Source organism: Methanocalculus natronophilus (assembly GCF_038751955.1).
Classification (GTDB): domain Archaea; phylum Halobacteriota; class Methanomicrobia; order Methanomicrobiales; family Methanocorpusculaceae; genus Methanocalculus; species Methanocalculus natronophilus.
Window position 1 is genome coordinate 73,062 of record NZ_JBCEXH010000004.1, and the last position, 25,380, is coordinate 98,441.

The 25,380-nt window shown below is 54.2% G+C and carries 24 protein-coding genes and 2 tRNA genes; 15 read left to right on the forward strand and 11 right to left on the reverse strand.

All coding sequences use genetic code 11. The annotated features are described in order from the left end of the window. Window positions 1-8: 8 nt before the first annotated feature. Complete coding sequence (locus ABCO64_RS05865) at window positions 9-1,175, reverse strand: redox-regulated ATPase YchF (RefSeq protein ID WP_253460577.1); 1,167 nt, start codon at window positions 1,173-1,175, stop codon at window positions 9-11. Window positions 1,176-1,212: 37 nt separating this feature from the next. Here ABCO64_RS05865 and ABCO64_RS05870 point away from each other — a divergent pair, with 37 nt between their 5' ends. Together ABCO64_RS05870 and ABCO64_RS05875 are read left to right on the forward strand one after the other, a co-directional pair. Next, a complete protein-coding gene (locus ABCO64_RS05870) occupies window positions 1,213-1,803 on the forward strand; it encodes a pyruvate kinase alpha/beta domain-containing protein (protein WP_253460574.1) in 591 nt (196 codons plus the stop codon). A gap of 3 nt (window positions 1,804-1,806) precedes the next feature. Next, window positions 1,807-2,640: a DUF7847 domain-containing protein gene (locus tag ABCO64_RS05875; RefSeq protein ID WP_253460571.1), complete on the forward strand. Its 834-nt coding sequence runs from the start codon at window positions 1,807-1,809 to the stop codon at window positions 2,638-2,640. Window positions 2,641-2,705: 65 nt separating this feature from the next. On the opposite strand, the gene ABCO64_RS05880 is transcribed toward ABCO64_RS05875, so the two are convergent. After that, a complete protein-coding gene (locus ABCO64_RS05880; protein WP_253460567.1) occupies window positions 2,706-3,905 on the reverse strand; it encodes a TIGR00297 family protein in 1,200 nt (399 codons plus the stop codon). Window positions 3,906-4,003: 98 nt separating this feature from the next. On the opposite strand from ABCO64_RS05880, the gene ABCO64_RS05885 reads away from it, so the two are divergent. Then, entirely contained in the window at window positions 4,004-6,601 is a 2,598-nt protein-coding gene (locus tag ABCO64_RS05885) for a valine--tRNA ligase (protein WP_253460564.1), read from the forward strand. Here the strand turns inward: ABCO64_RS05885 and tmk are convergent. Both tmk and ABCO64_RS05895 read right to left on the reverse strand, forming a co-directional pair. Further along, window positions 6,558-7,175: a dTMP kinase gene (tmk, locus tag ABCO64_RS05890; protein WP_253460646.1), complete on the reverse strand. Its 618-nt coding sequence runs from the start codon at window positions 7,173-7,175 to the stop codon at window positions 6,558-6,560. The two genes, ABCO64_RS05885 and tmk, sit on opposite strands and share 44 nt — an antisense overlap. Next, the gene (locus tag ABCO64_RS05895) at window positions 7,169-7,840 is read right to left on the reverse strand and encodes a HisA/HisF-related TIM barrel protein (protein WP_253460561.1); all 672 of its coding nucleotides are present in this window, start codon (window positions 7,838-7,840) and stop codon (window positions 7,169-7,171) included. The genes tmk and ABCO64_RS05895 overlap by 7 nt, the downstream gene beginning before the upstream one ends. A gap of 43 nt (window positions 7,841-7,883) precedes the next feature. On the opposite strand from ABCO64_RS05895, the gene ABCO64_RS05900 reads away from it, so the two are divergent. From ABCO64_RS05900 to ABCO64_RS05915, 4 genes are all read left to right on the forward strand, one after another. Further along, entirely contained in the window at window positions 7,884-8,576 is a 693-nt protein-coding gene (locus ABCO64_RS05900) for a (5-formylfuran-3-yl)methyl phosphate synthase (protein ID WP_253460557.1), read from the forward strand. A 2-nt stretch (window positions 8,577-8,578) separates the two neighbouring features. Next, on the forward strand, window positions 8,579-10,042 hold the full coding sequence (gene guaB / locus ABCO64_RS05905; RefSeq protein WP_253460554.1) for an IMP dehydrogenase: 1,464 nt from the start codon (window positions 8,579-8,581) through the stop codon (window positions 10,040-10,042). Window positions 10,043-10,260: 218 nt separating this feature from the next. Further along, window positions 10,261-10,896, forward strand: a complete 636-nt coding sequence (locus ABCO64_RS05910; RefSeq protein WP_253460551.1) for an ArsR family transcriptional regulator — start codon at window positions 10,261-10,263, stop codon at window positions 10,894-10,896. After that, window positions 10,874-11,263, forward strand: coding sequence for a hypothetical protein (locus tag ABCO64_RS05915; RefSeq protein ID WP_253460548.1), 390 nt, complete (start codon window positions 10,874-10,876; stop codon window positions 11,261-11,263). Before ABCO64_RS05910 ends, ABCO64_RS05915 begins: the two co-directional genes overlap by 23 nt. Before the next feature lie 38 nt (window positions 11,264-11,301). Here the strand turns inward: ABCO64_RS05915 and ABCO64_RS05920 are convergent, their stop codons facing one another. Next, entirely contained in the window at window positions 11,302-11,931 is a 630-nt protein-coding gene (locus ABCO64_RS05920; protein WP_253460545.1) for a helix-turn-helix domain-containing protein, read from the reverse strand. Window positions 11,932-12,047: 116 nt separating this feature from the next. After that, on the reverse strand, window positions 12,048-12,569 hold the full coding sequence (locus ABCO64_RS05925; protein ID WP_253460543.1) for a HEAT repeat domain-containing protein: 522 nt from the start codon (window positions 12,567-12,569) through the stop codon (window positions 12,048-12,050). Between the two features lie 99 nt (window positions 12,570-12,668). Here ABCO64_RS05925 and ppk1 (ABCO64_RS05930) point away from each other — a divergent pair, with 99 nt between their 5' ends. The 8 genes from ppk1 (ABCO64_RS05930) to ABCO64_RS05965 all read left to right on the forward strand — a co-directional run bounded on the left by ppk1 (ABCO64_RS05930) (window position 12,669) and on the right by ABCO64_RS05965 (window position 23,928). Next, window positions 12,669-14,786 (forward strand): polyphosphate kinase 1, encoded by a 2,118-nt coding sequence (gene ppk1, locus ABCO64_RS05930; RefSeq protein WP_253460540.1) that lies wholly within the window; start codon window positions 12,669-12,671, stop codon window positions 14,784-14,786. Further along, a complete protein-coding gene (ppk1, locus tag ABCO64_RS05935; RefSeq protein WP_253460537.1) occupies window positions 14,776-16,854 on the forward strand; it encodes a polyphosphate kinase 1 in 2,079 nt (692 codons plus the stop codon). The genes ppk1 (ABCO64_RS05930) and ppk1 (ABCO64_RS05935) overlap by 11 nt, the downstream gene beginning before the upstream one ends. Beyond that, the gene (locus tag ABCO64_RS05940; RefSeq protein WP_253460534.1) at window positions 16,844-18,889 is read left to right on the forward strand and encodes a CHAD domain-containing protein; all 2,046 of its coding nucleotides are present in this window, start codon (window positions 16,844-16,846) and stop codon (window positions 18,887-18,889) included. Before ppk1 (ABCO64_RS05935) ends, ABCO64_RS05940 begins: the two co-directional genes overlap by 11 nt. After that, window positions 18,886-20,457, forward strand: coding sequence for a Ppx/GppA phosphatase family protein (locus ABCO64_RS05945; RefSeq protein WP_253460531.1), 1,572 nt, complete (start codon window positions 18,886-18,888; stop codon window positions 20,455-20,457). Before ABCO64_RS05940 ends, ABCO64_RS05945 begins: the two co-directional genes overlap by 4 nt. 202 nt (window positions 20,458-20,659) lie before the next feature. Then, window positions 20,660-20,766 (forward strand) — tRNA-Tyr (locus ABCO64_RS05950). A gap of 13 nt (window positions 20,767-20,779) precedes the next feature. Beyond that, window positions 20,780-20,852 (forward strand) — tRNA-Asp (locus tag ABCO64_RS05955). 97 nt (window positions 20,853-20,949) lie between these two features. Then, window positions 20,950-22,470, forward strand: a complete 1,521-nt coding sequence (locus ABCO64_RS05960) for a 2-isopropylmalate synthase (protein WP_371922880.1) — start codon at window positions 20,950-20,952, stop codon at window positions 22,468-22,470. Window positions 22,471-22,503: 33 nt separating this feature from the next. Further along, a complete protein-coding gene (locus tag ABCO64_RS05965) occupies window positions 22,504-23,928 on the forward strand; it encodes an aldehyde dehydrogenase family protein (protein WP_253460528.1) in 1,425 nt (474 codons plus the stop codon). Between the two features lie 20 nt (window positions 23,929-23,948). On the opposite strand, the gene ABCO64_RS05970 is transcribed toward ABCO64_RS05965, so the two are convergent. From ABCO64_RS05970 to ABCO64_RS05990, 5 genes are read right to left on the reverse strand one after another with little or no spacing between them, the layout of a single operon-like run. After that, a complete protein-coding gene (locus ABCO64_RS05970) occupies window positions 23,949-24,314 on the reverse strand; it encodes a prefoldin subunit beta (RefSeq protein WP_256472531.1) in 366 nt (121 codons plus the stop codon). Then, entirely contained in the window at window positions 24,301-24,549 is a 249-nt protein-coding gene (locus tag ABCO64_RS05975) for a KEOPS complex subunit Pcc1 (protein ID WP_253460525.1), read from the reverse strand. The genes ABCO64_RS05970 and ABCO64_RS05975 overlap by 14 nt, the downstream gene beginning before the upstream one ends. Next, window positions 24,546-24,944, reverse strand: a complete 399-nt coding sequence (locus ABCO64_RS05980) for a hypothetical protein (protein WP_253460522.1) — start codon at window positions 24,942-24,944, stop codon at window positions 24,546-24,548. Before ABCO64_RS05980 ends, ABCO64_RS05975 begins: the two co-directional genes overlap by 4 nt. Then, window positions 24,941-25,075 carry a DNA-directed RNA polymerase subunit P gene (locus ABCO64_RS05985; RefSeq protein WP_253460519.1) on the reverse strand — a complete coding sequence of 45 codons (135 nt, stop codon included), beginning with the start codon at window positions 25,073-25,075 and terminating at the stop codon, window positions 24,941-24,943. The genes ABCO64_RS05980 and ABCO64_RS05985 overlap by 4 nt, the downstream gene beginning before the upstream one ends. A gap of 6 nt (window positions 25,076-25,081) precedes the next feature. Continuing rightward, window positions 25,082-25,372, reverse strand: a complete 291-nt coding sequence (locus ABCO64_RS05990) for a 50S ribosomal protein L37ae (protein ID WP_253460516.1) — start codon at window positions 25,370-25,372, stop codon at window positions 25,082-25,084. Between the last annotated feature and the right edge of the window lie 8 nt (window positions 25,373-25,380).

The window sequence follows — 25,380 nt, forward strand, 5'->3', positions numbered from 1 at the left end:
AATCCCCGTCACTTCGCGGTGCTCACAATCCTGATGATATCGCCGTTTTTGAGTTCGGTTGTATCCTTGATCCGCATCTTTGACCGTGCATCAACAGCATGCAGGAAACCCTTTCCAATATCTGTGTGTACCCGGAAGGCAAGATCGCGGGGGTTCGATCCCTTCTCCATGAGGAACGCATCAGGCAGAACCCTGCCTTTTCCATCGGTGAAATGGCTCTCATCCTCAACCGGATAGACAACAATCAGTCCAAGGAGCGAGAAGACGGCAGTATTGATCGCCTGCTGCACCCCGGTGCCGTGCAGCCGCTGCATCTGCACCCGTATCAGTTCAAGCCCCTTCTTCTGCTGCGGTGACAATGCGGCCTCCTCAACTTCAAGAAACCCCGGATCCCCCGGAATATACCTGATCAGATCAGCTGCCGCCGCATTTCTGAGTGCAAGTTCTCCTGCTGCAGTTGCGCGCATCATCTCCTGATCAAGCTCCTTGAGCATCTCATCGGTTGCCAGATCTGCTTTGTTTGCCACCACAACAGTCGGCTTGTTGATAGCAACCAGGGCATCTGCAAACATGCTAAGTGCAGCAAGATCTGCTTTGAAGAGATCCACCTCGGTTGCATCAAGGGCGGATCTGATATCATCTGCTGAAATTGCAAGCCCGGCAAGCGCGTCTGCGAGAAGCTCAATGAGTGCCGGTTCTTTTCCCTGCGAAGTCCGGATCAGGCGGGGGAGATGCTTCTCGATGATGCCTGCAACCCACATTGCCATCTCCACATTGAGAAAGCGGACATCTTCCATGGGGTCCCGGGTACCCGGATCGACCGGGTTGCCTTCGGCATCAGTTCCCCCGCTCGCATCAACCACCTGGATGATGGCATCTGCTGCACGCAGGTGATCGAGGAACTGGTTGCCAAGCCCTTTTCCCTTGTGCGCATCCGGCACAAGCCCGGCGACATCAATCAGTTCAACCCCGATAAACCGGTTTCCTTCCTTACAGATGCCGCAATCCAGCCCGAGTTCTCTGCAGGGGCAGGGTGTCCGGACATAGGCGACACCATGGTTTGCATCGATGGTGGTGAAGGGATAATTTGCAATCTCGACATCTGCGAGCGTCGCGGCCTTAAAGAACGTCGACTTTCCGCAGTTTGGTTTTCCAGCAAGAGCAAGCGTGATCATCGTAATTCACATGTACGACCGATGCATATTAACATGCATGGGATATATCACGCGACCAACTGCATACTTTGATGCGCCCGGCCCGGCAAACACCGCTGATGCTGTGGAACTTGCCGTTTCACGGGCGCAGGAACTGGAGAGCAGAACAATTGTGCTTGCGAGCACATCCGGCGCAACAGCACGCGCGTTCATGGAGGCGGCACGGGGAAAAGATATCCGGCTTGTCGTGGTGACGCATGTCGTCGGGTTTGCAGAACCCGGCGTCTCTGAGTTTGAGGACGATGCAAAAGACGCCCTGCTCGCTGAAGGTCACCTCGTCGTCACCGGCACCCATGCCCTCTCCGGGCTTGAACGCTCGCTCTCGCGGGCCGCCCGGATAGGCGGGGGCTCACGCACCGAGGCGATTGCAGAAGCCCTCAGGCGCGTTATTGCTGTCGGCATGAAGGTGGCGGTCGAATGCGTGCTGATCGCAAGCGACCAGGGAGCGATCTCTATCCACGATGAGGTGGTGGCTGTTGGAGGAACCGCAACCGGTGCAGACTGTGTCGCTGTCATCCGTCCAGGCCACACCGCATCGTTTTTTGATCTGCAGGTACGGGAGATCGTTGCGATGCCGAGAAACCGGTGATCCATGATCCGCGAAGCCCTGGCCGATACCCTCGGCCACCTGAAGAACTATCCGCTCCTCTGGGCAGGAGGCCTGATTGCTGCCTTGATCACGCTTTTGGATCTCCTCATTGCAGGAACAGATACCGTACTTGCAGGAAGATTTCAGATCCTCGCGTTCCTGGTCTTTCCTTTCATCATAGCAGGGAGCTATGGCATCATCAGGGAAAAAGAGGGCTCCCTTGCCCTCTATGCACAATATGGGATGGAATACTACTTCCGTGTCCTGCTGCCGCTTCTGATCATTCTCTTTGCGGTACTCCTGACAATACTGCTTGTTCTCTTCAGCATCTCCATTGTCGGAATCGCTCCGACAGCAGATCTCGCCTTCTTCCTTGGAATGGGTGTTTCTGTTCCGATCCTTCTTCTCACGTATTTCTATGATGCCTTTGCAGTATTCCGTGACGAGAAGATCTTTGACTCGATCAGGGCAAGCATCACGATGGTGCTGGCATACTCCTGGAAAATCCTCCTCTTCGTTGCTGTGAATATTGCTGTCCTTGGGTCTCTTCTCTTTGGCCTTGCCTTTGTCTGGGCCGGGCTCCTCTGGGAATCGATGAGTGAGATTGCAGAGATGGATCCAGAGATCATCAGTGCGATGACAGGAGACGAGGTGATGGCAATGCTCGGCCCTGACGCGCTCTTTGCAACCGCAGTTGTCCTCTTTATCTGGGCGACCATTGCAACTCCGTTTACAATTGCCTTCAAAGCCGCATTCTTCCAGCGCCTGGAACAGGCACCCCGTGTGGAACAGCAGGTGGGTGTCTATGATGAGAAAGGCAGATGGTATAAGTATTAACGACAGGCAGGACTCCTGCTCACTCTTCTTTTAGTAAAAACAATCCGGGTGCTGTTATCGGCAATTCAGAAGAAGAGCAGCACCATCAGGCCAGCAGCAATCCCTCCGCCTGCCGTTGCAAGGAGATTGGTCCCTGCATTCCCGACAGTCCCCCTGTTTTCCAGGGTGGCGCCGATGAGGCTGTCGATGTTTGTTCCGATCAGGCCTGCAAGTGTACAGATCAGAAACATTTCAGCGGTGATCATCCCAAACCCAAGTGCGATCCCGGCGATGGCAACTGATCCAACCAGTGCGGCTACCTCTCCCCGTAGCGTCACCCCGCCGTTTGTTCCCTCAGGAACACGCCTGAAGGTTGTGATCATATAGGGCTGCCCGCCGGTCACACCGATCTCAGATGCCACGGTATCGGCTGTTGCAGTTGCAACACTCCCGACAAAGACCGCAGCCCAGATCGGCTCCCCCGTCAGCCCGAAGAGCACAGCGGCAACAGTGCCGACGAGGCAGTTAGAGAAGGCATTCATATACCCGCGTGCGCCACCCCGCTCCTGTTCAACACCCATGGATTGCTTCTGATTATACTGGTAGCGGGTACTGGCAGATCCGATGATGAAGAAGGCAAGCATCACCAGGAACCAGCTGACATCAGCAAAGACCATCAGCAGGACTCCGATAAGCGCGCCTGCAAAGAGCCCGGAGAGATCTGCTGCCCCGATCCGGTAGGAGAAATACCCAAAGAGCACCGCAATAGTGAATGCGAGAGCCAGAATCTGGATATCCACCTGAAACCCGAGTTCCAGGAAGAGGAACAGCGTCATGGCAACACCGAGCATGATGATCATCTGGGCATCGTCACGTCCTGCCAGAATGGAGCGAAGCAGCAGCGCCACCAGAACCCCGATGATGAGGACAAGCGGCTGAATATAGCCGAGATAGAGCATCACCAGGAATGCACCGGCAGATGCCCCTGCGGTATAATGAATATATGCCCGTGGCCTGCACCCTCCCGCACGATAGGCAAGTTCTCCAGAGAGAACAATTGCGATCGTTGCACCAAACGCAACAAGCGGCAGCAGTCCTGTTGCATAGAGGATGGCTGTTGCACCGAGTGCAACCGATATGTACTGTGTCCCCCGGATCAGCAGAAGAACTGCTGAAAAGGCGATAACAAGCATCGAGAAGAGCCAGGGGGGCTGAATGAAGGGAGCAACCAGTATGCCGGCGATGGCGAGTGCGGAAGCGGCCAGGAGGCGGGGCGGGACCTTCATGAACAGAGAAGAGTTGGCTCAAGAACGAGAAGAAGGTTCTTATCCGGAATCCTGGATCTGCGAACAGTATATCAGATGACGCAGACAACCCTGTATAAATGTCGTCACCCGAGGATCTCCAAAAGACCTATGATTATACCGAAGTCGAGCGGCGCTGGCTCGATCTCTGGCAGGATGAAGATTTTTATTTTGACTGGAATTCGGATAAACCCCGCTACATCATCGATACTCCTCCCCCCTACCCGACCGGCCGCCTCCATATCGGGCATGCCCTGAACTGGGTATACATGGATATTGTTGCCCGGTATAAACGGATGCGGGGCTACAATGTGATGTTTCCGCAAGGGTGGGACTGCCACGGACTCCCAACCGAGGTGAAAGTCGAGGAGATCCATGGGATCACGAAAAATGACGTGCCACGTGATGAGTTCAGGGAGATGTGCCGGGCACTGACACGGGAGAATATCGAGACGATGCGCAACTCCATCCGGGTGATGGGATTCTCGGTGGACTGGAGCTCGGAATATATCACCATGGATGAGAGCTACTACCGCCTCACCCAGGAGTCGTTTCTCAGGATGCTTGAGAACGGCTATATCTACCAGTCAGAGCACCCGGTCAACTTCTGCACCAGGTGCGAGACCGCAATTGCGTTTGCCGAAGTCGCCTACTCTGATAATGTCACCCGCCTCAACTACTTTGACTTCGACGGCCTTGAGATTGCAACCACGCGCCCAGAACTCCTCGCAGCGTGTGTGGCAGTCGCCGTGCACCCGGACGATACCCGCTACCGCGATCTGGTTGGCAACCATCTGACGGTTCCGATCTTTACGTATCCTGTCCCGGTGGTCGCAGATGAGGCGGTCGATCCGGCATTTGGATCCGGTGCGGTGATGATCTGCACCTTCGGTGACAGGCAGGATGTCGTCTGGTGGAAGACCCACAATCTCGATCTCAGGCCTGCAATTGACCAGCAGGGTGTGATGACGTCGATCTGCGGATCATATGCCGGGATGACGGCATCGGAATGCAGAAACGCCATCCTCTCGGCCATGAAGGATCAGGGTATCCTGATCCGGCAGGAGGAACTTCCCCAGCGTGTCGGAACATGCTGGCGCTGCGGAACCCCAATTGAGATCCTCTCTGCCCGGCAATGGTTTGTCAAAGTGCAGGCTGATGAGATAACCAGGTCTGCACGCGAGATAACGTGGTATCCGGAACATATGCTGACCCGCCTCCTGAACTGGACACAACAGATGGAGTGGGACTGGTGTATCTCCCGCCAGCGCCTCTTTGCAACACCTATCCCGGTCTGGTTCTGTCTCGACTGCGGGCAGATGGTTCTTCCGGATGCGCAGGACCTCCCCATTGACCCGACGATCGACTCTCCGAAGAATCCCTGTGCGGAATGCGGATCGACCTCCTTTAAAGGAGAGACCGATGTCCTTGATACCTGGATGGATTCATCCATCTCACCACTTGCCGTCTGCAGGTGGGATGGCAGAAAGACGCCTGATACCTATCCCACCCAGCTCCGCCCCCAGGGCCATGACATCATCCGGACATGGGCCTTCTACACCATCCTCAGGTCAGTTGCACTCACCGGGAAAAAACCATGGGATGCGATCATGATCAACGGGATGGTGCTTGGTGAAGACGGGTTCAAGATGTCCAAATCAAGGAACAATGTCATCACCCCGGACGAACTGATCGACCGGCACGGGGTGGACGCGCTCCGCCAGTGGGCAGCAGCAGGCGGGGCAACCGGATCTGACATCACCTTCAGCTGGAACGATGTCGTTGCTGCCTCGCGGTTCCAGACAAAGATGTGGAATATCGTCCGGTTCTCCCTGCTCCAGATTAGAAAAGATGATACACATCCTGCGGATGCTCCATCCGAACTTGCGGATCGCTGGCTCCTGTCCCGGCTCTCAGAAACCCTTGCCGAAGTGACCGATGCCCTTGATAACTACCAGTATGACCGTGGGCTGCGAGCCATCCGTGACTTTGCCTGGTCTTCACTTGCAGACAACTATCTTGAACTGGTCAAGGGCAGGCTCTATTCTGATCTCCCCTCACGTGGTGGTGCGGTCTACACCCTTCGCCTGACGCTGGATGCACTCTGCCGGATGATCGCGCCCTATACTCCGTTCTTCGCATCCGAATGCTATCATCATCTCACCGGGAACCGGGTGATTGATCAGTCGTGGCCTGAGATCCCACTGGATGATGCCACATCCCTCCAGGATGGTGATCTGCTCGTCTCGATCGTTTCGCTTCTCAGGAAATACAAGCACGATGCCGGACTGGCCCTGAATGCTCCACTTGGTCATGTGACAGTCTATACTCCGGGCCGTTCTATCAATGATGGTGGTGATGCCGGGAGAACGACCAATGCGGAGATCGATTGGCGATCAACCGAACCGCGTCTTGACCGCGTGCTCTCGGATGTCACCTTCAATATGGGGATCATCGGCCCCGCCTTCAGAAAAGATGCAGGCGCCGTGATGGCAGCAATCAGGTCACTTCCACCGGAAACACTTGAAGCAGGAGTCAGTTCGGTTGAGATTGCGGGATCACCACGCGAGATTCCGGAGGGTGCATATACCCCGGTATTCTCCTATGCAATTGAGGGGGAAGAGGTGGATCTCCTTACGATCCCGGATGTGGTTCTCGCAATCCGCAGACGCGCCTGATCTCGTCTGCCACAAAGGAGGCGATCACCTCCATTTTTTCTTCTGCATCAATGAGCAGAAACCGCGCGGGATCTGACTCTGCGCGTGCAAGATACTCTTTCTGGACAGCGGCAAGCACTTCTTCACGCTCGAAATGCTCCAGTGCCTCTGCTGATCCGAGCCGCTCAAGAGCCCGGTCTACAGGGAGAACGAGGAGGAATGTCAGATCCGGGGTGATTGACCATCCCCTGTGCAGTGCGGCAAGCCACTCTCCTGGATCGTCAAGTATGCCAGCGAGTGTCACCTGCTGGTAGGCAAACCGTGAATCAGTAAACCGATCTGAGATCACGATCTTCTCCTCAGAAAGAGCTGGCAGCACAACCGTCTTCAGGTGTACTGCATGATCGGCGACAAAGAGCAGGGCTTCTGCTATCGGGTCGGTCTCTTCTGCAATCACCCTGCGGACCGCTTCCCCGATCCAGGTTGCACCGGGCTCCCGCGTGAAGACGCAGTCTATATCGGCAAGCCTGGTTTTGAGCGACTCAATCAACGTGCTCTTCCCGGATCCATCAATTCCCTCAATTGTTATCAGCAGAATCTTCCCCTCCGTACATGGTCAGGCTCCACACCTCCGGTATGAATGGCAGTCGCAAGAATCGCGCCATCATATCCGGCATCTGCAAGCATCTCAAGATCACGTGTATCGCGGACACCCCCGCCATAGATGAGAGGGAGATCGGTTGCGGATCGGATCTCGCAGGCCTTTTCAGGTGTGATCCCTGCTCTCCCGCCGACTGCGGTGATATTGAGGTAGATGCAGCCTGCAAACCCCAATTCCTCTGCGCGTGCCAGGATGGCTGCCGGATCTTCTCCTCCGGGTACAACGAACCCCTCCCTGACATCGACACTCAGGTATCTCCCGGGAAAACCACAGAGATTGCTTCCGGCAGTCTCTGTTCCAACGACATTTTCGATAAATGGCGCATCAAGCATATCGTCTGGTCCCCTGCATCCACGGTCAAGATAGCAGCGGGAGATGAGATCACCAAGGCCAAGGACAAGTGCGTCATGCGATCCTCTTCCCTCGATCCGGTCAAGATCTGCAATATATACAGACTTTGGACGGATCGAACTGATATATTCTCGCGGTTCGGCAGATTTTGCCAGCCCCCAGTCAAGAGGGGCATATTCCGACCGTCTTCCAGCTTTTCCGTGCACCACCATGCCGGACTTGAGATCTATTGCACAAATGAGCTCCATCGTAGAACGCAATCACTATTATCATTTGAGATCATTAAGTTCTATGGAATTACTTGTCAGCCCGAGTTCTCTGGAAGAGGCGAAACTCTCTCTATCTGCTGACATAATCGATGTGAAACGCCCGGCTGAAGGCTCACTTGGTGCGAACTTTCCATGGGTGATACACTCGATCAAGGCGATTGCAGGAGAAAAACCAGTTTCGGCGGCTATCGGTGACTTTCCGGCTAAACCGGGGTCTGCTGCCCTTGCTGCATATGGAGCTGCCTGTGCAGGTGCAGATTATATCAAAATCGGGTTATTTTTTGCAGACCACGATGATGCGCGCCAGGTGATCCATGCTGTTGTGAATGCGGTGAAACCAAAGTTCCCGGAAAAAACTGTTGTCATCGCTGCATATTCGGATTATGAGCGTCTCAACACGATATCTCCCTTTGATATGGCGCTCATTGCAGCCGAGGAAGGTGCCGATGTCTCGATGGTTGATACCGGGATAAAAGATGGGAAAAGCACCTTTGCCTTTATGGATGAATCATCGCTTTCCAGCTTTACCCGGGAGAACCGCCGTCTTAGTATGAAGACCGCACTTGCAGGTTCTCTGAAATTTGAGGATCTTCCACTGCTCAGGCGGATCGATCCTGAGATCATCGGCGTGCGGGGCATGGTTTGTGGCGGTGACCGTTCGTCTTCCATTAACCCTGTGCTGGTCGAAAAAGCACTTGAGCTCATCCGGTGTTAATCATGTTTGAAAAAAAGCTGAATATTCCTGTTTCACTGACATATGACGATGTCCTCCTTGAGCCTGCGGAGTCCTATGTCGAACCGAGTGAAGCCGATATCCGCTCACGGTTCTCAAAGAACATCCAGCTGACTATCCCCATCTGCAGCTCCGCAATGGATACGGTAACCGAATCAATGATGGCTATCACCCTGGCCCGGGAAGGGGGGATCGGGGTGCTCCACCGCAACCTCAGCGCAGAAGCTGAGGTCGAGATGGTTCGTATCGTCAAGCGTGCAGAGGATTTAATCGAACGGCATGTACTGTTTGTCAACCCACAGTCCACAATCATTGCTGTTGAGAGGCTGATGAACGAGCACGGGATCGGTGGAGCGCCTGTTGTTGAGGACGGCCGGCTTGTCGGTATCGTCAGCAGGCGTGATATCCGGGCTATCGTTGGCAGGCGTGGTGAAGAGCCTGTTGAGAAGGTGATGACACGGGATCCATTCACGGTTGGTGAGGATGTCACGCCTGAGCAGGCGCTTGAGCTGATGTATGCAAAGAAGGTTGAGCGTCTGCCGGTTTTAAACAAAAAGGGCGACCTGCTGGGCATTATAACGATGCAGGATCTCCTTGAGAAGCGGCAGTTTCCGCGGTCGAACCGTGATGAGCACGGCAAGCTCCGGGTGGCCGCTGCGGTTGGCCCATTTGATTTTGAACGTGCGATGGCTCTTGATGAGGCGGGTGCGGATGCGCTTGTCATCGACTGCGCTCATGCCCATAACATGAAGGTCGTCAAATCGGTGAAGGAGATCAAGGAGAGTGCAAAAGCAGACTGCATCGCAGGCAATATCGCCACCGGAAAGGCAGCATCCGAGTTTGTGGATGTTGTCGACGGGATTAAGGTTGGTATTGGTCCTGGGTCCATCTGCACCACTCGGGTGGTCGCCGGTGTTGGTCTCCCGCAGATCTCTGCGATTGCCTCGGTTGCTGATGTGATGCATGAAGCAGATGTGCCGGTGATTGCAGATGGCGGTATCCGTTTCTCTGGCGATGTCGCAAAAGCGATTGCTGCTGGTGCAGACTGTGTCATGCTCGGGAGCATGCTTGCAGGAACAGATGCATCCCCTGGGCGTATCATCGTCATAAAGGGCAGGCGGTATAAACAGTACAGGGGTATGGGTTCACTTGGAGTCATGACCGGCGGCCAGTCAAGTGATCGGTATTTCCAGTCCAAGGGGATTGGTGCCACCAAGTTTGTGCCTGAGGGTGTGGAAGGGGCTATTCCCTACTCTGGTGAAGTCTCGGATGTGATCTACCAGCTCATCGGGGGTCTCAAGTCGGCCATGGGGTATACCGGTTCACAGACGCTCCAGGATCTGAAAACAAAGTCCAGCTTTGTGCGGATCACCGCAGCCGGAATCAAGGAGAGCCACCCACACGATATTGTGATCACAGACGAGGCTCCGAATTACCGGCTCTCCTGAGGTTTGGTGCAGGTTTGTCTTCTCTCTTGGCTTAGAGTAGACAATTTACCTGCCTCTCTTACCACTTTTCTCTGTATTGTCTCCCTCAAAGCTTCCCTCTCACACGGGATATATAAAAACCTGATCAGATCCGGTATCAAAACCCCGATTCCTGCCTGTGTCCGGGATTGTCAGTTATGCTAGCTGTTTTATATCAGGAATACTAACATAATGCTAGTATGCTTGATCATGTCGAGATGTCCCGCCTGCTTGACATCCTTGGAAACCGCAACCGGAGGCGGATTATAGAACTGCTCCGCCAGAAGCCATGCTTTGTCACCGAGATTTCCGATCGGCTCCTCCTCTCCCCAAAAGCAGTGATCGAGCACCTGAATATGATGGAGCGTGAGGCGCTTATCTCGTTTTTCCTGGATGAACGGAGGCGAAAATACTATTTCCTTCAGACCGAGTTCGATCTCGTCGTCTCGGTGAAAGAGACCAGACGCACACAGCGGGTTGCAAGCCTTCCATCTGCTGATCTCCGCCTCATCGAATCACTCTCCATGCTCCGCCGGATGGCACGCGCCCGCGAGAGCCTTCTTGATACGCTTGAGAACCTTGAGCGGGACATCGAGGCGACGATGAATGAGATCGTCAGGATGAGTCGGAGCGAGGAGAGCAGGGAGACTGATCTCGATATCATTATTACGCTCTCCCACCAGGATCTCACCCTTGATGAGCTTGCAGAAATCATGGAGACAGACACATCAATAATCCAGGCCTCGCTTGCAGACCTGAAAGCCCGGGGGATTGTCACGCAGGAGGGGGATCGCTTCTCTATCGAGGGTATCTATGGAACACCACAGGGATCATGACAAAGACCTCCGCAAAGGAAGCCTCCGTATCATCGGGTGTGTACTCCGCCCGGAAGGGGGCTTTGGTGGCTATGTGCTTGTTCCGGTGGAGAGCAGGCCCCCGGATCTCCCCTACGAGATGATCGAAACCGAAAACCGGATTTATATCACCGCATCACTGCCAGCAGACGATCTCCTCACCTCAGCTCCCTATGCACGAATCGAGCGTGACAGGGTTGCACTTGTGGTCAATGAACATGAGACATGGATTGTGCTTCCAGCAGAGATCCGTGTCGTCCACTCCACATATACCATCAGAAACGGGGTCATTGATATCTTCTGCAGAAAACCGATTGGGTTTCATCCAATACGGTATTTTAGCCATTGAGCCGGGTGCAGAGTACGATAGCACTTGGTTTGCCAGCATCACGCTTCGTAACTGTCGTCTGTCCAGACATGGGATGAGTGCCGGGGTTTTTGAAACTGATCTGCTTTTAGCCTGCCTGCCTGCCCCCCCTCTCTTTGATAGAGGACGTTGCCTGCGATTATCTGCTGATACACTGCCTGCTCTCTCTCCGAAAGTCTCCTGAATGCATCGTCTGTCAGTATCATTGCAGCGACATCTCTTCCTCCAACCGGGGTGTGAGCCCGGATACACTCTTCTGCAACGCCTGCATCATCTGTTCTGATACAGAGTCCAATCTCGCTCTCTGCGGTATCGGTTCCGTCTGCACAGCTGCCAAAGAGAATAATTGTACTGGATACAGCCTCAAGGTCGGAGAGGAGGCTGCTGCATTCAAACAGGGTGATCAGAATCTTCATCTCACGCAGCAGGGGGCTTGATTCCCGTGCCTGGTAGGTGACAATACGCCCCCGCTCCCTGCGCCTGATTATTCCGGCACCTGCAAGCTCCACTAAGGTCTCACTCACCGGGCCAAGCGGGAGCCCGAGTTCCCGCGACAGTTCCCTCACATAGAAGGTGTCGCGGGGGTGCCTGCCCAGGTGCCTGATGAGTGTGAAGGCTCTTTCCGAACATATGTTCGATAATGTGAACATATGTTCGTATATTAGAACATTAGGCTATAAGCATTTCCCTTCTCTTGAGAAGTACACTGCTAAAAAATTGGGGTGAAGGGAAACCCCATGTCGTCTGGGTATGATACCACGTGTGGTCAGGTATCCTGCAGCGTCTCAATCGCCTGGCCTGCCATCGACCGGACATAGGGATTCTCATCTTCAAGAAGCGGGCGAAGATCCAAAACTGCGGACGAGATGCCAAGGAGCAGAAGCCCCTTGGCTGCCATGTACCTGACATGATCCTTCTCATCAGAGAGGGCAGCAGAGAGGTGGGGCAGGGCCTCTGGCCTCTTCATCAGCCCAAGCGCCTCACAGGCACGGTACCTGACGACCCACCACTGATCTGAGAGGAGCGCAGCAAGCCCGGGCAATGCAGTCTCACCAAAAGATGCAAGCACTCTCGTACTCGCATTCCTGACCTCCTTTGACTCATCCCTGAGTGCTCCGATGAGGTGAGGGAGAGCTGCCTTTGCCACCTGAGGTGGATTGCCCTCTGCTGCTTCCTGCGCAAGCATGCCAATAGCTGCAATCCTGACGTCAGTGCCCTCCTCTCCCTGCAGGATCTCAAGTGCCTCCTCAATGGTTGCTCGTGTATGATTTTTGGTGTTGTTCATCATACAGATATCTCCACGGGATCATATCTTTGTTCCCCCATCTGGTATGCCTGCACGCGGGAAAAACTATCTTCTGAGCGCCCAATGGTATCAATGATCCCTATGGAGACGAACAACATGAGCCGGGACGAACCAGCACACTCGGTTCTCTTATTCACGCCAAAAGTGTTTTTGAATCGTGAACTCTCCTGGATACAGTTCAACAGGCGGGTCCTTGAGGAGGCCAGGGATCCGAACCATCCGCTTCTGGAACGGGTAAAGTTCCTCTCGATATTTGGCAATAACCTGGATGAATTTGTGATGATCCGTCTCTCCGGACTCTGGAGACAGGCCGAAGCAGGAGCACTTGAGCGGCCACCGGATGGCCTCTCTCCGCAGGAGCAGATACAGGGAGTTCGAAAGGAACTGCTTCCTCTCCTTCAGGAGGCAGTCTCCTGTTTTGAAGATGAGCTGCTCCCCGAACTCCGGGATGAGGGGATCATCATCCACCGGATGGCCGATCTCAGGCCGGAGGATCAGAAGCATGCGCGGGATATCTTTCAGAAAGAGGTATTCCCTGTTGTCACGCCGATGGCTTTTGATGTCTCCCATCCATTCCCCTTTATCTCAAACCTCTCGCTGAATCTCGCTGTTGTGATAACTGATGAGAAGCGCGGCAGGCTCTTCTCCCGTGTGAAGGTACCGCGAACCCTTGGAAAACGGTTCGTCAGGCTGCCTGCCATGGAGGATACAGGAAGTGGTGAGAGCCATTATGTCATGCTTGAGGATCTCATCACGGCAAACCTGGATCTTCTCTTCCCCGGAATGACGGTGGTTGCTGCCTATCCGTTCCGTGTAACACGGGATGCCGATTTTGAGATTGAGGAGGATGAAGCATCTGATCTCCTCACAACAATCGAGGAGAGCGTCGGGCACCGCCGGATCGGACGAGCTGTGAGGCTTGAGGTCGATCACTCGGCTCCCTCCTGGATCAGGGAGATGCTCCAGTCAAAACTCCGTCTCCACCCCGTTCAGGTCGATACCAGCACCGGTCCGATGGGTATGGCTGATCTGATGGAACTGACCGATAGCAACAGGCCTGACCTCAAAGACCCTCCTTTCCTTCCCTCTGTTCCACGGGCCCTTGAACTGGAAAAGGCGATCTTTTCTGCGATCAGGAGGCAGGATCATCTCCTGTATCATCCCTATGACAGCTTCAACCCGGTTGTTGCCTTCATCAGGCAGGCTGCACGGGATCCTGATGTGCTCGCAATCAAGCAGACGCTCTACCGGGTTGGCCCGGATTCCCCGGTTGTCTCCGCCCTGATGGAAGCCCGTGAGATGGGCAAACAGGTGACTGTTCTGGTTGAGCTGAAGGCGCGGTTTGATGAGGAGAACAATATCACCTGGGCACGGGCACTTGAACGTGCAGGGGTGCATGTCGTCTATGGCTTAATCGGCCTGAAGGTCCATGCAAAACTCTGCATGGTGGTGCGCCGGGAACATGAGGGGCTTGTTACCTATACGCATATCGGGACCGGCAACTACAATGCCCAGACCGCCAGGGTGTATACGGATCTTGGTATTTTCACAGCAGATCCGGACGTGGGTGCAGATACAGCCGATCTCTTCAATGCCCTCACCGGCTACTCGACAAAGACCCGGTACAGGAGACTGCTTGTTTCCCATGGCAAAACCGGGACGATGCGCACATACCTTCTAGCGAGGATCGATTCTGAGATCCGGCATCACAAGGAGAGGGGGAATGGCTCTATCATCTTCAAGTGTAATGCGCTTGTGGATCCGGCAATTATTGCCGCTCTCTACCGGGCTTCACAGGAGGGTGTTGCCATCCACCTCCAGGTGCGTGGCATCTGCTGCCTCCGTCCCGGTGTCGTGGGTCTCTCGGAGACGATTTGTGTCTCCTCAATTGTCGGGCGGTTTTTGGAGCACACACGGATCTATTACTTCGGAAACGGGGGTGATGCAGAGGTACTGATCGGATCTGCGGATCTGATGCCGCGAAACCTTGACAGGCGGGTTGAAGTCCTCTATCCGGTGCGGGATGAGAGGATCAGACAAGCAATCATCGATCATATACTTGATCCGCATATCCGTGATACCCTGAAGTTGCGTACCATGAACCAGGATGGGACATACTCACGGGGATCTCCGGGGAAGATGCCACTTGACTCACAGGCATGGATGATCCAGAACAGGGGGATCTGGCATGGCGTCTGAAGAACCAGTAGATATCAATAAACCAGGCTACTACATCAACCGGGAGCTCTCCTGGCTCTCCTTCAACCGGCGGGTGCTTGCAGAGGCACATGATAGCACCCACCCGCTCCTTGAACGGATAAAGTTCCTTGCGATCTGCGGGAGCAACCTGGATGAGTTCTTCATGGTCCGGGTATCCGGGCTCAGGCACCAGCTGAAGGACGGTGTCCCAAAGCCGCCGCCGGATGGGATGCTGCCTGCAGAACTCCTCTGGAAGCTTCAGCTTGAGGTCGCTGAACTCTACAGCCTCTATGATGAGACCTGGCAGGGGTCGCTTCTTCCGGCACTCCACGATGCCGGGATTACAATTCTCAGATACAGTGATCTTTCAACTGAAGAGAAAGAGGCGATGACGAACTACTTCCAGACGACCATATACCCGATCTTAACACCGATAGCAATCGATGCGGCCCGGCCGTTCCCCTTCATCTCCAACCTCTCGCTGAACCTTGCAGTTCTTCTGAAGACGACAGATGGCAGACGATACCTTGCACGGGTGAAGGTGCCCTCTCTCACCTTTGGCCGGTTTATACCGGTTCCACCCGGCGGCAAAGGCCGATACCGGTTTCTGCTCCTTGAAGACCTTGTTGCAGAAAACCTGGCGCTCCTCTTTCCTGGTATGATCGTCGAGGGATCCTACAGGTTCAGGCTCACCAGGGATGCTGAGATCAAGGTGGTGCTCGATGAGGCGTCTGATCTCCTCTCGGCAGTCGAGGGATGTCTTGAGTGCAGGCGTACCGGCATGCCGGTACGGCTGGAAGTGGATCCAGGGATGCCTTCCCGCCTGATCCTCCTCCTCTCTGAGAGGCTGGGTCTTTTAGAACATGATGTCTTTGGGACATCGGGGTTCATTGCACATGCGGATCTCTGGCAGCTGCATGATCTCCACCGCCCGGATCTCCTTGATACGCCGTTTGTTCCCCATATTCCACAAGCTCCTGATATCGACGCAAATATCTTTGCAACAGCGAGGGGGCAGGACATACTCTTCTACCATCCCTATGACAGCTTCAGTCCGCTGGTGCGGCTCTTCAGGCAGGCGGCAGAGGACCCTGATGTTCTTGCAGTCAAGATCACGCTCTACCGGATCGACCGCAACTCTCCCATTGTTGATGCACTGATGAAGGCACGGCAGAATGGCAAACAGGTGACGGTGGTCCTTGAGTTAAAAGCCAAATTCGATGAACAGAACAATATCACCTGGGCACGGGCACTTGAACAGGAAGGCGTCCATGTTGTGTATGGCCATGAACGCCTGAAGATTCATGCGAAGGTTGCGATGATCGTCAGAAAAGAACGTGACGGCATCTGCCGCTACATCCACCTGAGTTCAGGTAACTATAACACAAAAACTGCCCGGATATATGGCGATATCGGGTATCTGACAGCAGATCCGGAGATTGCAGCCGATGTGACCGAACTCTTCAATTATTTAACCGGGTATGCTGACGGGGAAACATTTCGAAAACTTCTTGTTGCGCCGATAACGCTCAGAGATGGTATCCTGATGAGGATCGAGCGGGAGATCGAATGCCAGAAGAAGAACCAGTCCGGCTACATCTCGCTCAAGTTAAACGGACTCCTCGATCCGGATATCATCGGGGCACTCTATCGTGCATCCGGAGCGGGTGTCAGGATAGATCTCAATGTCCGGGGTCTCTGTGCACTCAGGCCCGGTGTCCCCGATATATCTGAGACGATCACCGTCACCTCCATCGTGGGGCGGTTTCTTGAACATGCACGGATTTATCACTTTCATAATGGTGGTGATGACGAGGTCCTACTCGGCTCGTCCGACATGATGCAGCGGAACCTCAGGCGGAGAGTCGAAGTCCTATTTCCGGTGCGTGATCCGGCCATCAGGCGGGCTCTCATCAGGATACTGAAGATTCATCTCAGGGACAACGTCAAGGCATGGCACCTCAGATCCGATGGCGTCTATGAGAAGATCCAGCCGGGTGAGGGTGAAGAACCATGCAACTCACAGGAGTGGCTGATTGCCCACCGGGGTGCCTGGCATGGGTGGTAAGAAACAAAACCGGCCCGATGCAGGTTTCTGCCTGTTTGGGGCTCTGGCACTTCAGAAGCTGACTGACGATCTCCTGGCTGAGGCAGATGGTGTCCGCCAGTCTGAGGATATCGAGTACATCCACCGGATGCGTGTGGCATCACGGCGCATCCGGGCAGCGCTTCCTCTTTTTGCGGTTTGTTTCCCCACTGGTATGGATACCCGCACGAGGAAGGGTGTCCGTGCAATCACCCGTTCGCTTGGAGCTGCCCGTGATCTCGATGTCCAGATAGATTTTCTCAACCAGTATCTTGACACCCTTCCCCCGGAGTCTCCCCCGGTCTGGCATGCGAAATTTCTGCCTCCCGGAGAAGAAACCACGGTTCTTGAGCACCCTCCAGACAGTCATTTCGAGTCTGCTGTCACCCGTCCTGCACGTCCCAAATCACCCGGATTACTCGTTCGTATCCGACAGATGCTTGCGCATATACGGTCTGCAATCACAGGGGATTTCACTCCTGTTGTGCAGACCCCGCCACCACCGTTTGAGATCCCGGTGCGGCCGGGTATCGAATGCCTCCTTCTCCGGTGGAATGAGATGCGGAGACGGATTCATCCCGATGTTGTCTGCTCAGTTGATACATTCGAGGAGTCTGGAGTTGGTGAGGAGCTTCTCAGCTGGTGCAGGCAGCAGATTGTCACGGCAGAACTCCGGGGAACCGATGTCCATTCCAGGTATACATATGAGGCAGCATACGAATCGATCAGCACCCGGTTGCTTGAACTCCTCTCATTTGAACGATATGTTTTTGATAGAACCCGGATTGCTCAACACCATGAGATGCGGATTGCTGCAAAACGGCTGCGGTATACAATGGAGATCTTTCGTGAACTCTATCCCGACAACGTAAAAGATCCGATCATGCAGATCAAACGGCTTCAGGATATTCTTGGTGATATGCATGACTGTGATGTCTGGCTGGAGACCCTTCCCCGCTTCATGGACGAGGAGGAAGCGCGTGTCGTGTCGTTCTTCGGGCATGCCGGGTTCATGCGCTTTATCAGGCCGGGCATTCTCCATCTTGCAGACGACAGGAGGATTCGCCGTGAGGAACTGTATACTGCCTTCACCCGCCACTGGGACGCGATGAAGGCAGACGGCGTGATCGAGGCGATCAGGCAGGCCATCGCCACCCCACTCGCAGCAATGCCGCATTCGTTGCATGATGCAGACGGTGCTGTCAGGATCGCCTTTATCGGGGATCTGCATGGCAACCTTCCTGCACTTCTTGCGGTTCTGGCTGATGCTGAGCAACGCGGTGTCACCCATATCCTGCATCTTGGCGATATCGTCGGCTTTGGCCCTTTCCCCGAAGAGACCGCAGCACGGATCCGGGATGAAGAGATCACCGGGGTTGCCGGAAATATAGATCGGGAAACCCTTGCTCTCTCAAAGAAAGACTGTCCAAAACAGAGAGAGGGACCTGATCCCAAGATGCATGCCCTCTGCTGGACAAAGAAGAAGCTGACAAAGGAGAGTATCCGGCATCTCCGATCGCTTCCAGCAGAGCTACGGACAGAGGCAGGAGGGAACACCATCCTTCTCACCCATGGATCGCCGGACTCGACAACCGGGAGGATTGGTGTGGAGACGCCAGACTCCGATCTGGTACGGTTTACCCGGACAGCACAGGCAGACATCATCGTCACCGCACATACCCATCAGCCATTTCACCGTATTGTCAATGATTGCCTCTTCATCAACTGCGGCTCAGTCGGACGGCCCTTTGATGGCGATCCCAGGGCCTGCTACTGCATTCTGGAGGCAAAAACCCGTTCCCTCTGCCATATCCGGATTCCCTATGACATCGATTATGTCTCTGGTGCCATACAGAAAGCCGGTCTCCCGGATATCTTCTGCACCATGCTCAGGTATGGAATCAGTATGGAGGAGGCAGAGATTCATGCAGGGAAGTATGCTGCTGGTCAGGGGGATGATGGTATCTCTGCAGACTGCACGGTCAACCGATCAGTACCCACAATCGAGCCAAAATGACTGAACAACAACGAATACAGGAAGAGACCGTCTCCTTTATCGATATTGGCACAAATTCCATCAGGCTCCTTGTCGTCCGCCTGAACCGGAATGCTTCGTTCACTGTCCTGACGGAGCAGAAAGAGGTGGCACGTCTTGGGGAAGGTGTCTTTACCCGGGAAGAGCTCTCGGATGCAGCAATCAGCCGTGGAGTGACTATCTGCAGGAAATTTGTGGATCTGGGTCTTGCCTTTGGCTCAACCGGGTTTGTTGCCGTTGCCACCTCGGCGACACGGGAGGCAAACAATGCGGATATCTTTCTGGAGATGCTTCTCCGTGAGGCAAACCTTGACGTGCGGGTCGTATCCGGAAAAGAGGAGGCGCGCCTGATCTATCGGGGAGTTGTCTTCGGTCTTGCTCTTGGCAAAAACCGTGCACTCTTCATAGATATCGGGGGTGGATCGACTGAGCTTATCATCGGGAACCAGCATGACTATTTTGCGCTTGAGTCAACAAAACTCGGTGCAATCAGGCTGACGAACATCTTCTTCCGTGAATCCGGTACAGGCAGGGTTTCAAAGAGGAAGTATGCAACTATGCAGGCGTATGCCAGAAACCTCCTTGCCCAGCCATTGAACCGGCTTGGAAGAGAGCACTTTTCACATGTGTATGGAAGCTCGGGGACGATCCAGAATCTTGCCGGGATCGCCTCCCGCCTCTCTCCAAAGACTTCATCGGGATCCCGGCTGCGGCTGTTGGATCTGAAACACGTGATCAGCAGGCTCTGTTCCCTCACACTTGAGGAACGGAGAAACGTTCCCGGAATCAATCCTGAACGGGCAGATATAATTATCGGTGGAGCGTTGATCCTTGAAACCATCATGGAAGGACTTGGGTGCGAGGAGATACTGATCTCGCCAGATGGTCTCCGTGAAGGTCTTCTCATGGAATATCTTGCCGGGATCCCCGGATTTCCGCATGCCCTGAAGATCTCTGCCCGGAAACGAAGCGTTCTCCAGCTCGCCAGATCGTGCATAATTGATGAGAATCATGCAAAAACCATCGTCACTCTCAGCGGAAGCCTCTTTGATTCGGCACGTGACGCGGGTCTTCACACGCTCTCTCATAAATCCCGGCGCCTCCTTCTCTATGCAGCGTATCTCCACGATATCGGCTACTTCATATCCTATTCGGATCACCATCTCCATTCAGCCTATATCATCAGGCATGCCGATCTGGTCGGCTTTGACCTGCAGGAGATTGGGATCATGGCAGAGATTGCCCGGTATCACCGGAAGAAAGCGCCACGGAAGAAGGATACCATCTTCTCTCTTTTTGACCCGGCTCTCCAGGAGGAGATCAGGATACTCTCGCTCTTCCTGCGGCTTGCAGAGCACCTGGATCGCACCCATTCAGGGCTTGTCAGCGATGCCAGGATCACCCGTGATCAGGCCGGTGGTATCAGGCTGAAACTTGCCTGCCGGGGTGACTGCACGCTTGAGATCTCCGGCCTTCAATCTGCTGCCCCGGTATTCAGGAAAACCTTTGGTTCTGGTTTTGCCGTGGACGTGATCAAAAGAGCCACGTGATCAGCTGCGCGGCAATCTTCCTAATTGAGCAGAGCAGGCATTGCAACCCTCTTCGGGGAGGGGTGAAAGGCTCTGAATTGCTGACTTTTTCCCTTTATTTTGGTAGTATGCTGGCCCTTATCGTGGTATTGAGTGATTTTGAGCGCAATTCCTTATTCGACATGTTTATATGTCATCTTATCCTTTTTATTTAGTGCAGTTACCCGCCTTAACTCAGACTGGTAGAGTGCGCGGCTGTAGTAAGATTCTCGCCTGCGGGCGAACTGCGCGGCTACCGCGATGTCCCCGGTTCGACTCCGGGAGGCGGGATCAGTATTCACGTGCCCAGATAGTGTAGTGGCCTATCATGATGCCCTGTCACGGCATCGACTCGGATTCGAATTCCGATCTGGGCGTACCAACTTCTTTTGCTGACGCTTCACGTGATACAATGCTTTATCTTTTCATACCGCCAATAGACTGGTATGCCTACGGCAAAAGCTACTGTGGGGAATTGCTTTCTTTGTTGAAAGCAAGTCGCCAAAGAGAGTAACTGTTTTTGACACCACCCTCAGGGATGGTGAACAGACACCGGGTGTATCATTCACCTATGAACAGAAACTGGATATTGCACGCATCCTCTCAGAGGTTGGCGTTCATGCAATCGAGGCTGGTTTCCCCTCTTCCTCAGACCAGGAGAGGCTGACGGTCAAAAGTATTGCAGCTGAGGGCTTCGACGCCTCAATCTGCGGTCTCTCCCGCTCACGGGTAGAGGATGTCAACACCTGCCTTGACTGCGATGTCGATATGGTGCATGTCTTCATTCCGACATCAGATATCCAGCGGGAGAATACCATCAGGAAGAGCCGTGAAGAGGTTCTCAGAATGACCGGCGAGATCGTCGGGTATGTCCGCGATCACCTGGACGCCTGCATGTTCTCTGCGATGGATGCAACCAGAACTGATCTTCCATACTTAATCGAGGTCCTGAAAACCGCAAGCGATGCTGGTGCAACAGTCGTCAACATCCCAGATACTGTCGGCGTGTATACGCCGAATAAGATGCAGGCACTGATCTCAGCACTGGCAGAAGAGATCTCCATCCCAATTGATATCCACTGCCACAATGACTTCGGCCTTGCTGTTGCAAACACCACAACAGCCGTTGAAGCCGGTGCATCACAGGTGCAGGTGACGGTCAATGGTATTGGGGAGCGGGCAGGAAATGCCGATATCGCCCAGACCGTGATGATCCTTGAGTCTGTCCACGGTATCAGCACAGGCATTGAGACAACCCGTCTTGTCGAAATGTCACGCCTCGTCTCCCGGTATTCGGGGATACCGATTGTTCCCATCCAGCCGGTGGTCGGTGACAATGCGTTTGCGCATGAATCAGGCATCCATTCGCATGGAATCATCGCAAACTCACAGACATTTGAGCCGGGGATCATGACTCCCGAGATGGTCGGCCACCGCAGGCGTCTGGCGCTTGGCAAACATGTCGGAAGGCATGCGGTTCGCCAGATGCTCTCGCTGGTTCATATCAATCCCTCTGACGCCGAACTGGATGAGATTGTTGAGCGGATCAAGACGATCTCGTCACGGGGCAGGCGTGTGACTGATCACGATCTCTACGCGATTGCTGAGGATGTCATGGATATCCGGGCTGTCCAGAAGACCATTGAGCTCCGTGACATTGCGGTGATGTGCGGGAATCATAGTATTCCAACAGCCAGTGTCCGGGCGATGGTTGATGGTATCGAGAAGGTGGCAAGCGCCATTGGAAACGGCCCTGTCGATGCTGCGGTAAAGGCTGTCCTCAATGTGATGCCAATCGGCATCCAGCTCAAGGACTTCCGGATTGAGGCGATCAGCGGTGGTACCGATGCCATCGGCCATGTGACCATTACGGTCGAGGATCAGCAGGGGCGAACCTATGATGCAAGTTCATCCGGAGATGATATCGTGATGGCATCAGCCGAGGCGATGATCAATGCGATCAATCTCCTCCAGTTTACCAGGGACACACCCTGACCTTTTTTATTCTTTCCATACCATTTCGTCTGTATGGAAGCACCACGGCCGTTCTGTGTTGCCGGAAGATGGAAAACTGGTTCTGAGACCATACCTGTGAGGTATCCCTATACCGGCGAGACGATCGCAACAATCTGTACCGGCACAGAAGCAGATCTGAGACTGGCTGCAGTCCATGCAGCAGACGCATTCCAAAAAACCCGCTCCCTTCCTCTCTATGAACGGATACGGACGCTCAGGACTATTGCCGCACTCCTTGACGAGCGGCGGGACGAACTGGTACGGACGCTCATCCTTGAAGGGGGAAAGACAAGGAAGGTTGCGGAGAGCGAGGTGTTTCGCGCTATCGAAACGATCCGGATATCCATGGAAGAGGCCGCACGGATTGAGGGGACAATACTATCGCTTGACCGGACCGCTGGTGGTGCCGGACGCACCGGGTACCTGACCCGTGTGCCGGTTGGCCCGGTGCTTGCAATTACCCCGTTCAACTACCCGTTAAACCTTGCCTGCCACAAGATCGGACCTGCAATTGCCGTTGGTGCGCCTTTCCTCCTGAAGCCGTCAACAGCCACACCCCTCTCATCTGGTATCCTTGCAGAGATCGTTCTTTCTGCCGGATACCCTGAGGAAGCTGTCTCGATGATACCGGCGCCGGGTGCTGTTGCAGATACAATCATCGGAGACGATCGGTTTGGGTATCTCTCCTTCACCGGGAGCCCGGCTGTCGGGTGGGATATCAAAAACCGTGCCGGAAAGAAGAAAGTCGGTCTTGAGCTTGGCGGGAATGCCGCAGCAGTCGTCTGCGCCGATGCTGACCTTGCGTATGCCGCAGAACGAATTGTCACCGGCGGGTTTGCCAATGCGGGGCAGAACTGCGTCTCGGTGCAGCGCGTCCTCATCGAGCAGCCCGTGTATGAGGCTATGGCTGATCTGATTGTATCGGGTGTCAAAAACCTGCACACCGGTGATCCACAGGATCCAAAAACCGATGTTGGCCCGATGATCTCACCTGAGGCTGCACAATCCACGCAGCAGGCGATCAGGTCTGCACTCGCTCGTGGTGCCCGCCTCCTCACCGGTGGGGAGAGAAATGGAGCATTCCTTGCACCGACCGTCCTCACAGATGTCGCACCAGACCTTGAAATCGCATGCAGGGAGATCTTTGCACCTGTCCTTCTGCTCACTCCCTTTGAGACGGCTCAGGAGGCCTTCAGGATGGTAAATCAGTCGACTTATGGGCTTCAGGCCGGGATCTTTACAGACTCCTTTAAAACAGTGCAGGAGGCTTTCTCGACAATTGAGGTTGGTGCGCTGATGGCAAATGATGTTCCGACATTCCGGGTTGATGAGATGCCGTATGGCGGAGTCAGGGAATCAGGCATGGGCCGTGAAGGACCGGCGTATACAATCAGGGAGATGACTGTGGAAAAGATGCTGGTTGTCAATAAAAAGTGAGATTACAATAAAAAGTGAGATTATGCAGCCTCAGGCATCCGGCCTTCAAGGGCGTTTCTGACCTGCTGCTGGAGTTCCTCGAATTTTGTTGAGAGGGCTTTCTCCTGTTTTTCGAGTGACTTGATCCTGAGTTCAAGTGTATCGATCTTCTCGGAGAGGGCCTTCTCGACATACTCTTTTGACTGCTGGACCATCACTGAACCGACGCTCATGTAGACATTTGCGTCAGTTTCGGTCTCTTTCAGTTCTTCTTCTGCCCGTTTTGCCTCACGGACCGTCATTTCATACTGGCTCTTCTGCTGAAGAATCGTCTGCATCTGCTGCTGCATCTGCTGGAGCTGTGCAATCTGATTCTGAACCTTCTGGGGGATGTTAGGATTTTCCAATGTAATCAATCTCCTGCATCTCTTCTGCTATTGTTATGAGGCGGAGCCACATGTTTAATGAGGCCCGCAATGCCGGGATATCCCCGGCAGTGATGGTGAGGAAGATTTTCTCTCCTTCCTGGCTGATAGTTGCGCGCGATCTCTCTCCGGTTTCGTCTTCCATCTCCGGCGCGACTGCCTGGCAGATGGCCTCTGCATGCGGTGAAGCAAACCAGAACTCTGCTGTATGCGTCATCTCCTGAGATCACACCCATATAACCGTCTCTGCCGTCCATCGAAGGAGATTCCCTCTTCCTGGTCCATCACCAGGGTGACAGGTACATATTTCTTTAGGAGATCATAAACCGATTGGTCTGAAACAAAGATTCCTCTTCGCATCTCGCCCACCCGGTGACTGATAGTCCATGCTGCCAGCCTGATCTCTCCCAGGGTGTCACCCTCAACTTCCAGGCGGAGGATAACCTCGTTCTGTTGCTTTTCAAGAAAGATAAAGACCGGATCCCGGGATTCAAGATCCCGGAGTCCTGCTTTGCCCCTGTTGATATGCTCGCATCCAAGGGCAAATGCAAGATCTTTTGCAAATGTCCGGATCTCCTGTGTCGGCCGTCGTGACGTTGTCAGGATCGTCATCTGGCTTTGAGATCTTTGATGACTGCGCCGCGCTCTTTGAAGAGGATACGGTGTCCGCAGTACGGGCAGCGGACATTCACATCGATCTCAACCCTCTTCTTGCAGTGGGCGCACTTGTATGATCCGGTCACGTCAGTCTACGCCTCCTTCTTCAGCGACGCATCAATGTTCCGCAGCGCGACCTTCAGGCCGGGTGTCTGCGGTGCATAGGCTCCGCCTGCAAACTTGAAACTGCATTTTCTACAGTTCCAGATTCCTGTACCGTCGCGCTTCACTGACAGGGTGTCGCACCGTGGACAGAGGTGCTTGCGCCGCTGTACCTTCTCGGTCGCGTTTATGCTCTTCCTGATGAATCTGCCGTAGCGAGGTCCAAAACGCCCTGAGCTTCCAGAGACGCGACCTTTTGCTCTGTGTTTACCTTTAGCCATGATTGGGA

Bases quoted from the DNA above. Each gene is read 5' to 3' on its own strand.
- ABCO64_RS05865 (WP_253460577.1), bottom strand. From the start codon at position 1,175: ATGATCACGCTTGCTCTTGCTGGAAAACCAAACTGCGGAAAGTCGACG.
- ABCO64_RS05870 (WP_253460574.1), top strand. From the start codon at position 1,213: ATGGGATATATCACGCGACCAACTGCATACTTTGATGCGCCCGGCCCG.
- ABCO64_RS05875 (WP_253460571.1), top strand. From the start codon at position 1,807: ATGATCCGCGAAGCCCTGGCCGATACCCTCGGCCACCTGAAGAACTAT.
- ABCO64_RS05880 (WP_253460567.1), bottom strand. From the start codon at position 3,905: ATGAAGGTCCCGCCCCGCCTCCTGGCCGCTTCCGCACTCGCCATCGCC.
- ABCO64_RS05885 (WP_253460564.1), top strand. From the start codon at position 4,004: ATGTCGTCACCCGAGGATCTCCAAAAGACCTATGATTATACCGAAGTC.
- ABCO64_RS05895 (WP_253460561.1), bottom strand. From the start codon at position 7,840: ATGGAGCTCATTTGTGCAATAGATCTCAAGTCCGGCATGGTGGTGCAC.
- ABCO64_RS05900 (WP_253460557.1), top strand. From the start codon at position 7,884: ATGGAATTACTTGTCAGCCCGAGTTCTCTGGAAGAGGCGAAACTCTCT.
- guaB (WP_253460554.1), top strand. From the start codon at position 8,579: ATGTTTGAAAAAAAGCTGAATATTCCTGTTTCACTGACATATGACGAT.
- ABCO64_RS05910 (WP_253460551.1), top strand. From the start codon at position 10,261: ATGCTTGATCATGTCGAGATGTCCCGCCTGCTTGACATCCTTGGAAAC.
- ABCO64_RS05915 (WP_253460548.1), top strand. From the start codon at position 10,874: ATGGAACACCACAGGGATCATGACAAAGACCTCCGCAAAGGAAGCCTC.
- ABCO64_RS05920 (WP_253460545.1), bottom strand. From the start codon at position 11,931: ATGTTCACATTATCGAACATATGTTCGGAAAGAGCCTTCACACTCATC.
- ABCO64_RS05925 (WP_253460543.1), bottom strand. From the start codon at position 12,569: ATGATGAACAACACCAAAAATCATACACGAGCAACCATTGAGGAGGCA.
- ppk1 (WP_253460540.1), top strand. From the start codon at position 12,669: ATGGAGACGAACAACATGAGCCGGGACGAACCAGCACACTCGGTTCTC.
- ppk1 (WP_253460537.1), top strand. From the start codon at position 14,776: ATGGCGTCTGAAGAACCAGTAGATATCAATAAACCAGGCTACTACATC.
- ABCO64_RS05940 (WP_253460534.1), top strand. From the start codon at position 16,844: ATGGGTGGTAAGAAACAAAACCGGCCCGATGCAGGTTTCTGCCTGTTT.
- ABCO64_RS05945 (WP_253460531.1), top strand. From the start codon at position 18,886: ATGACTGAACAACAACGAATACAGGAAGAGACCGTCTCCTTTATCGAT.
- ABCO64_RS05965 (WP_253460528.1), top strand. From the start codon at position 22,504: ATGGAAGCACCACGGCCGTTCTGTGTTGCCGGAAGATGGAAAACTGGT.
- ABCO64_RS05975 (WP_253460525.1), bottom strand. From the start codon at position 24,549: ATGACGCATACAGCAGAGTTCTGGTTTGCTTCACCGCATGCAGAGGCC.
- ABCO64_RS05980 (WP_253460522.1), bottom strand. From the start codon at position 24,944: ATGACGATCCTGACAACGTCACGACGGCCGACACAGGAGATCCGGACA.
- ABCO64_RS05990 (WP_253460516.1), bottom strand. From the start codon at position 25,372: ATGGCTAAAGGTAAACACAGAGCAAAAGGTCGCGTCTCTGGAAGCTCA.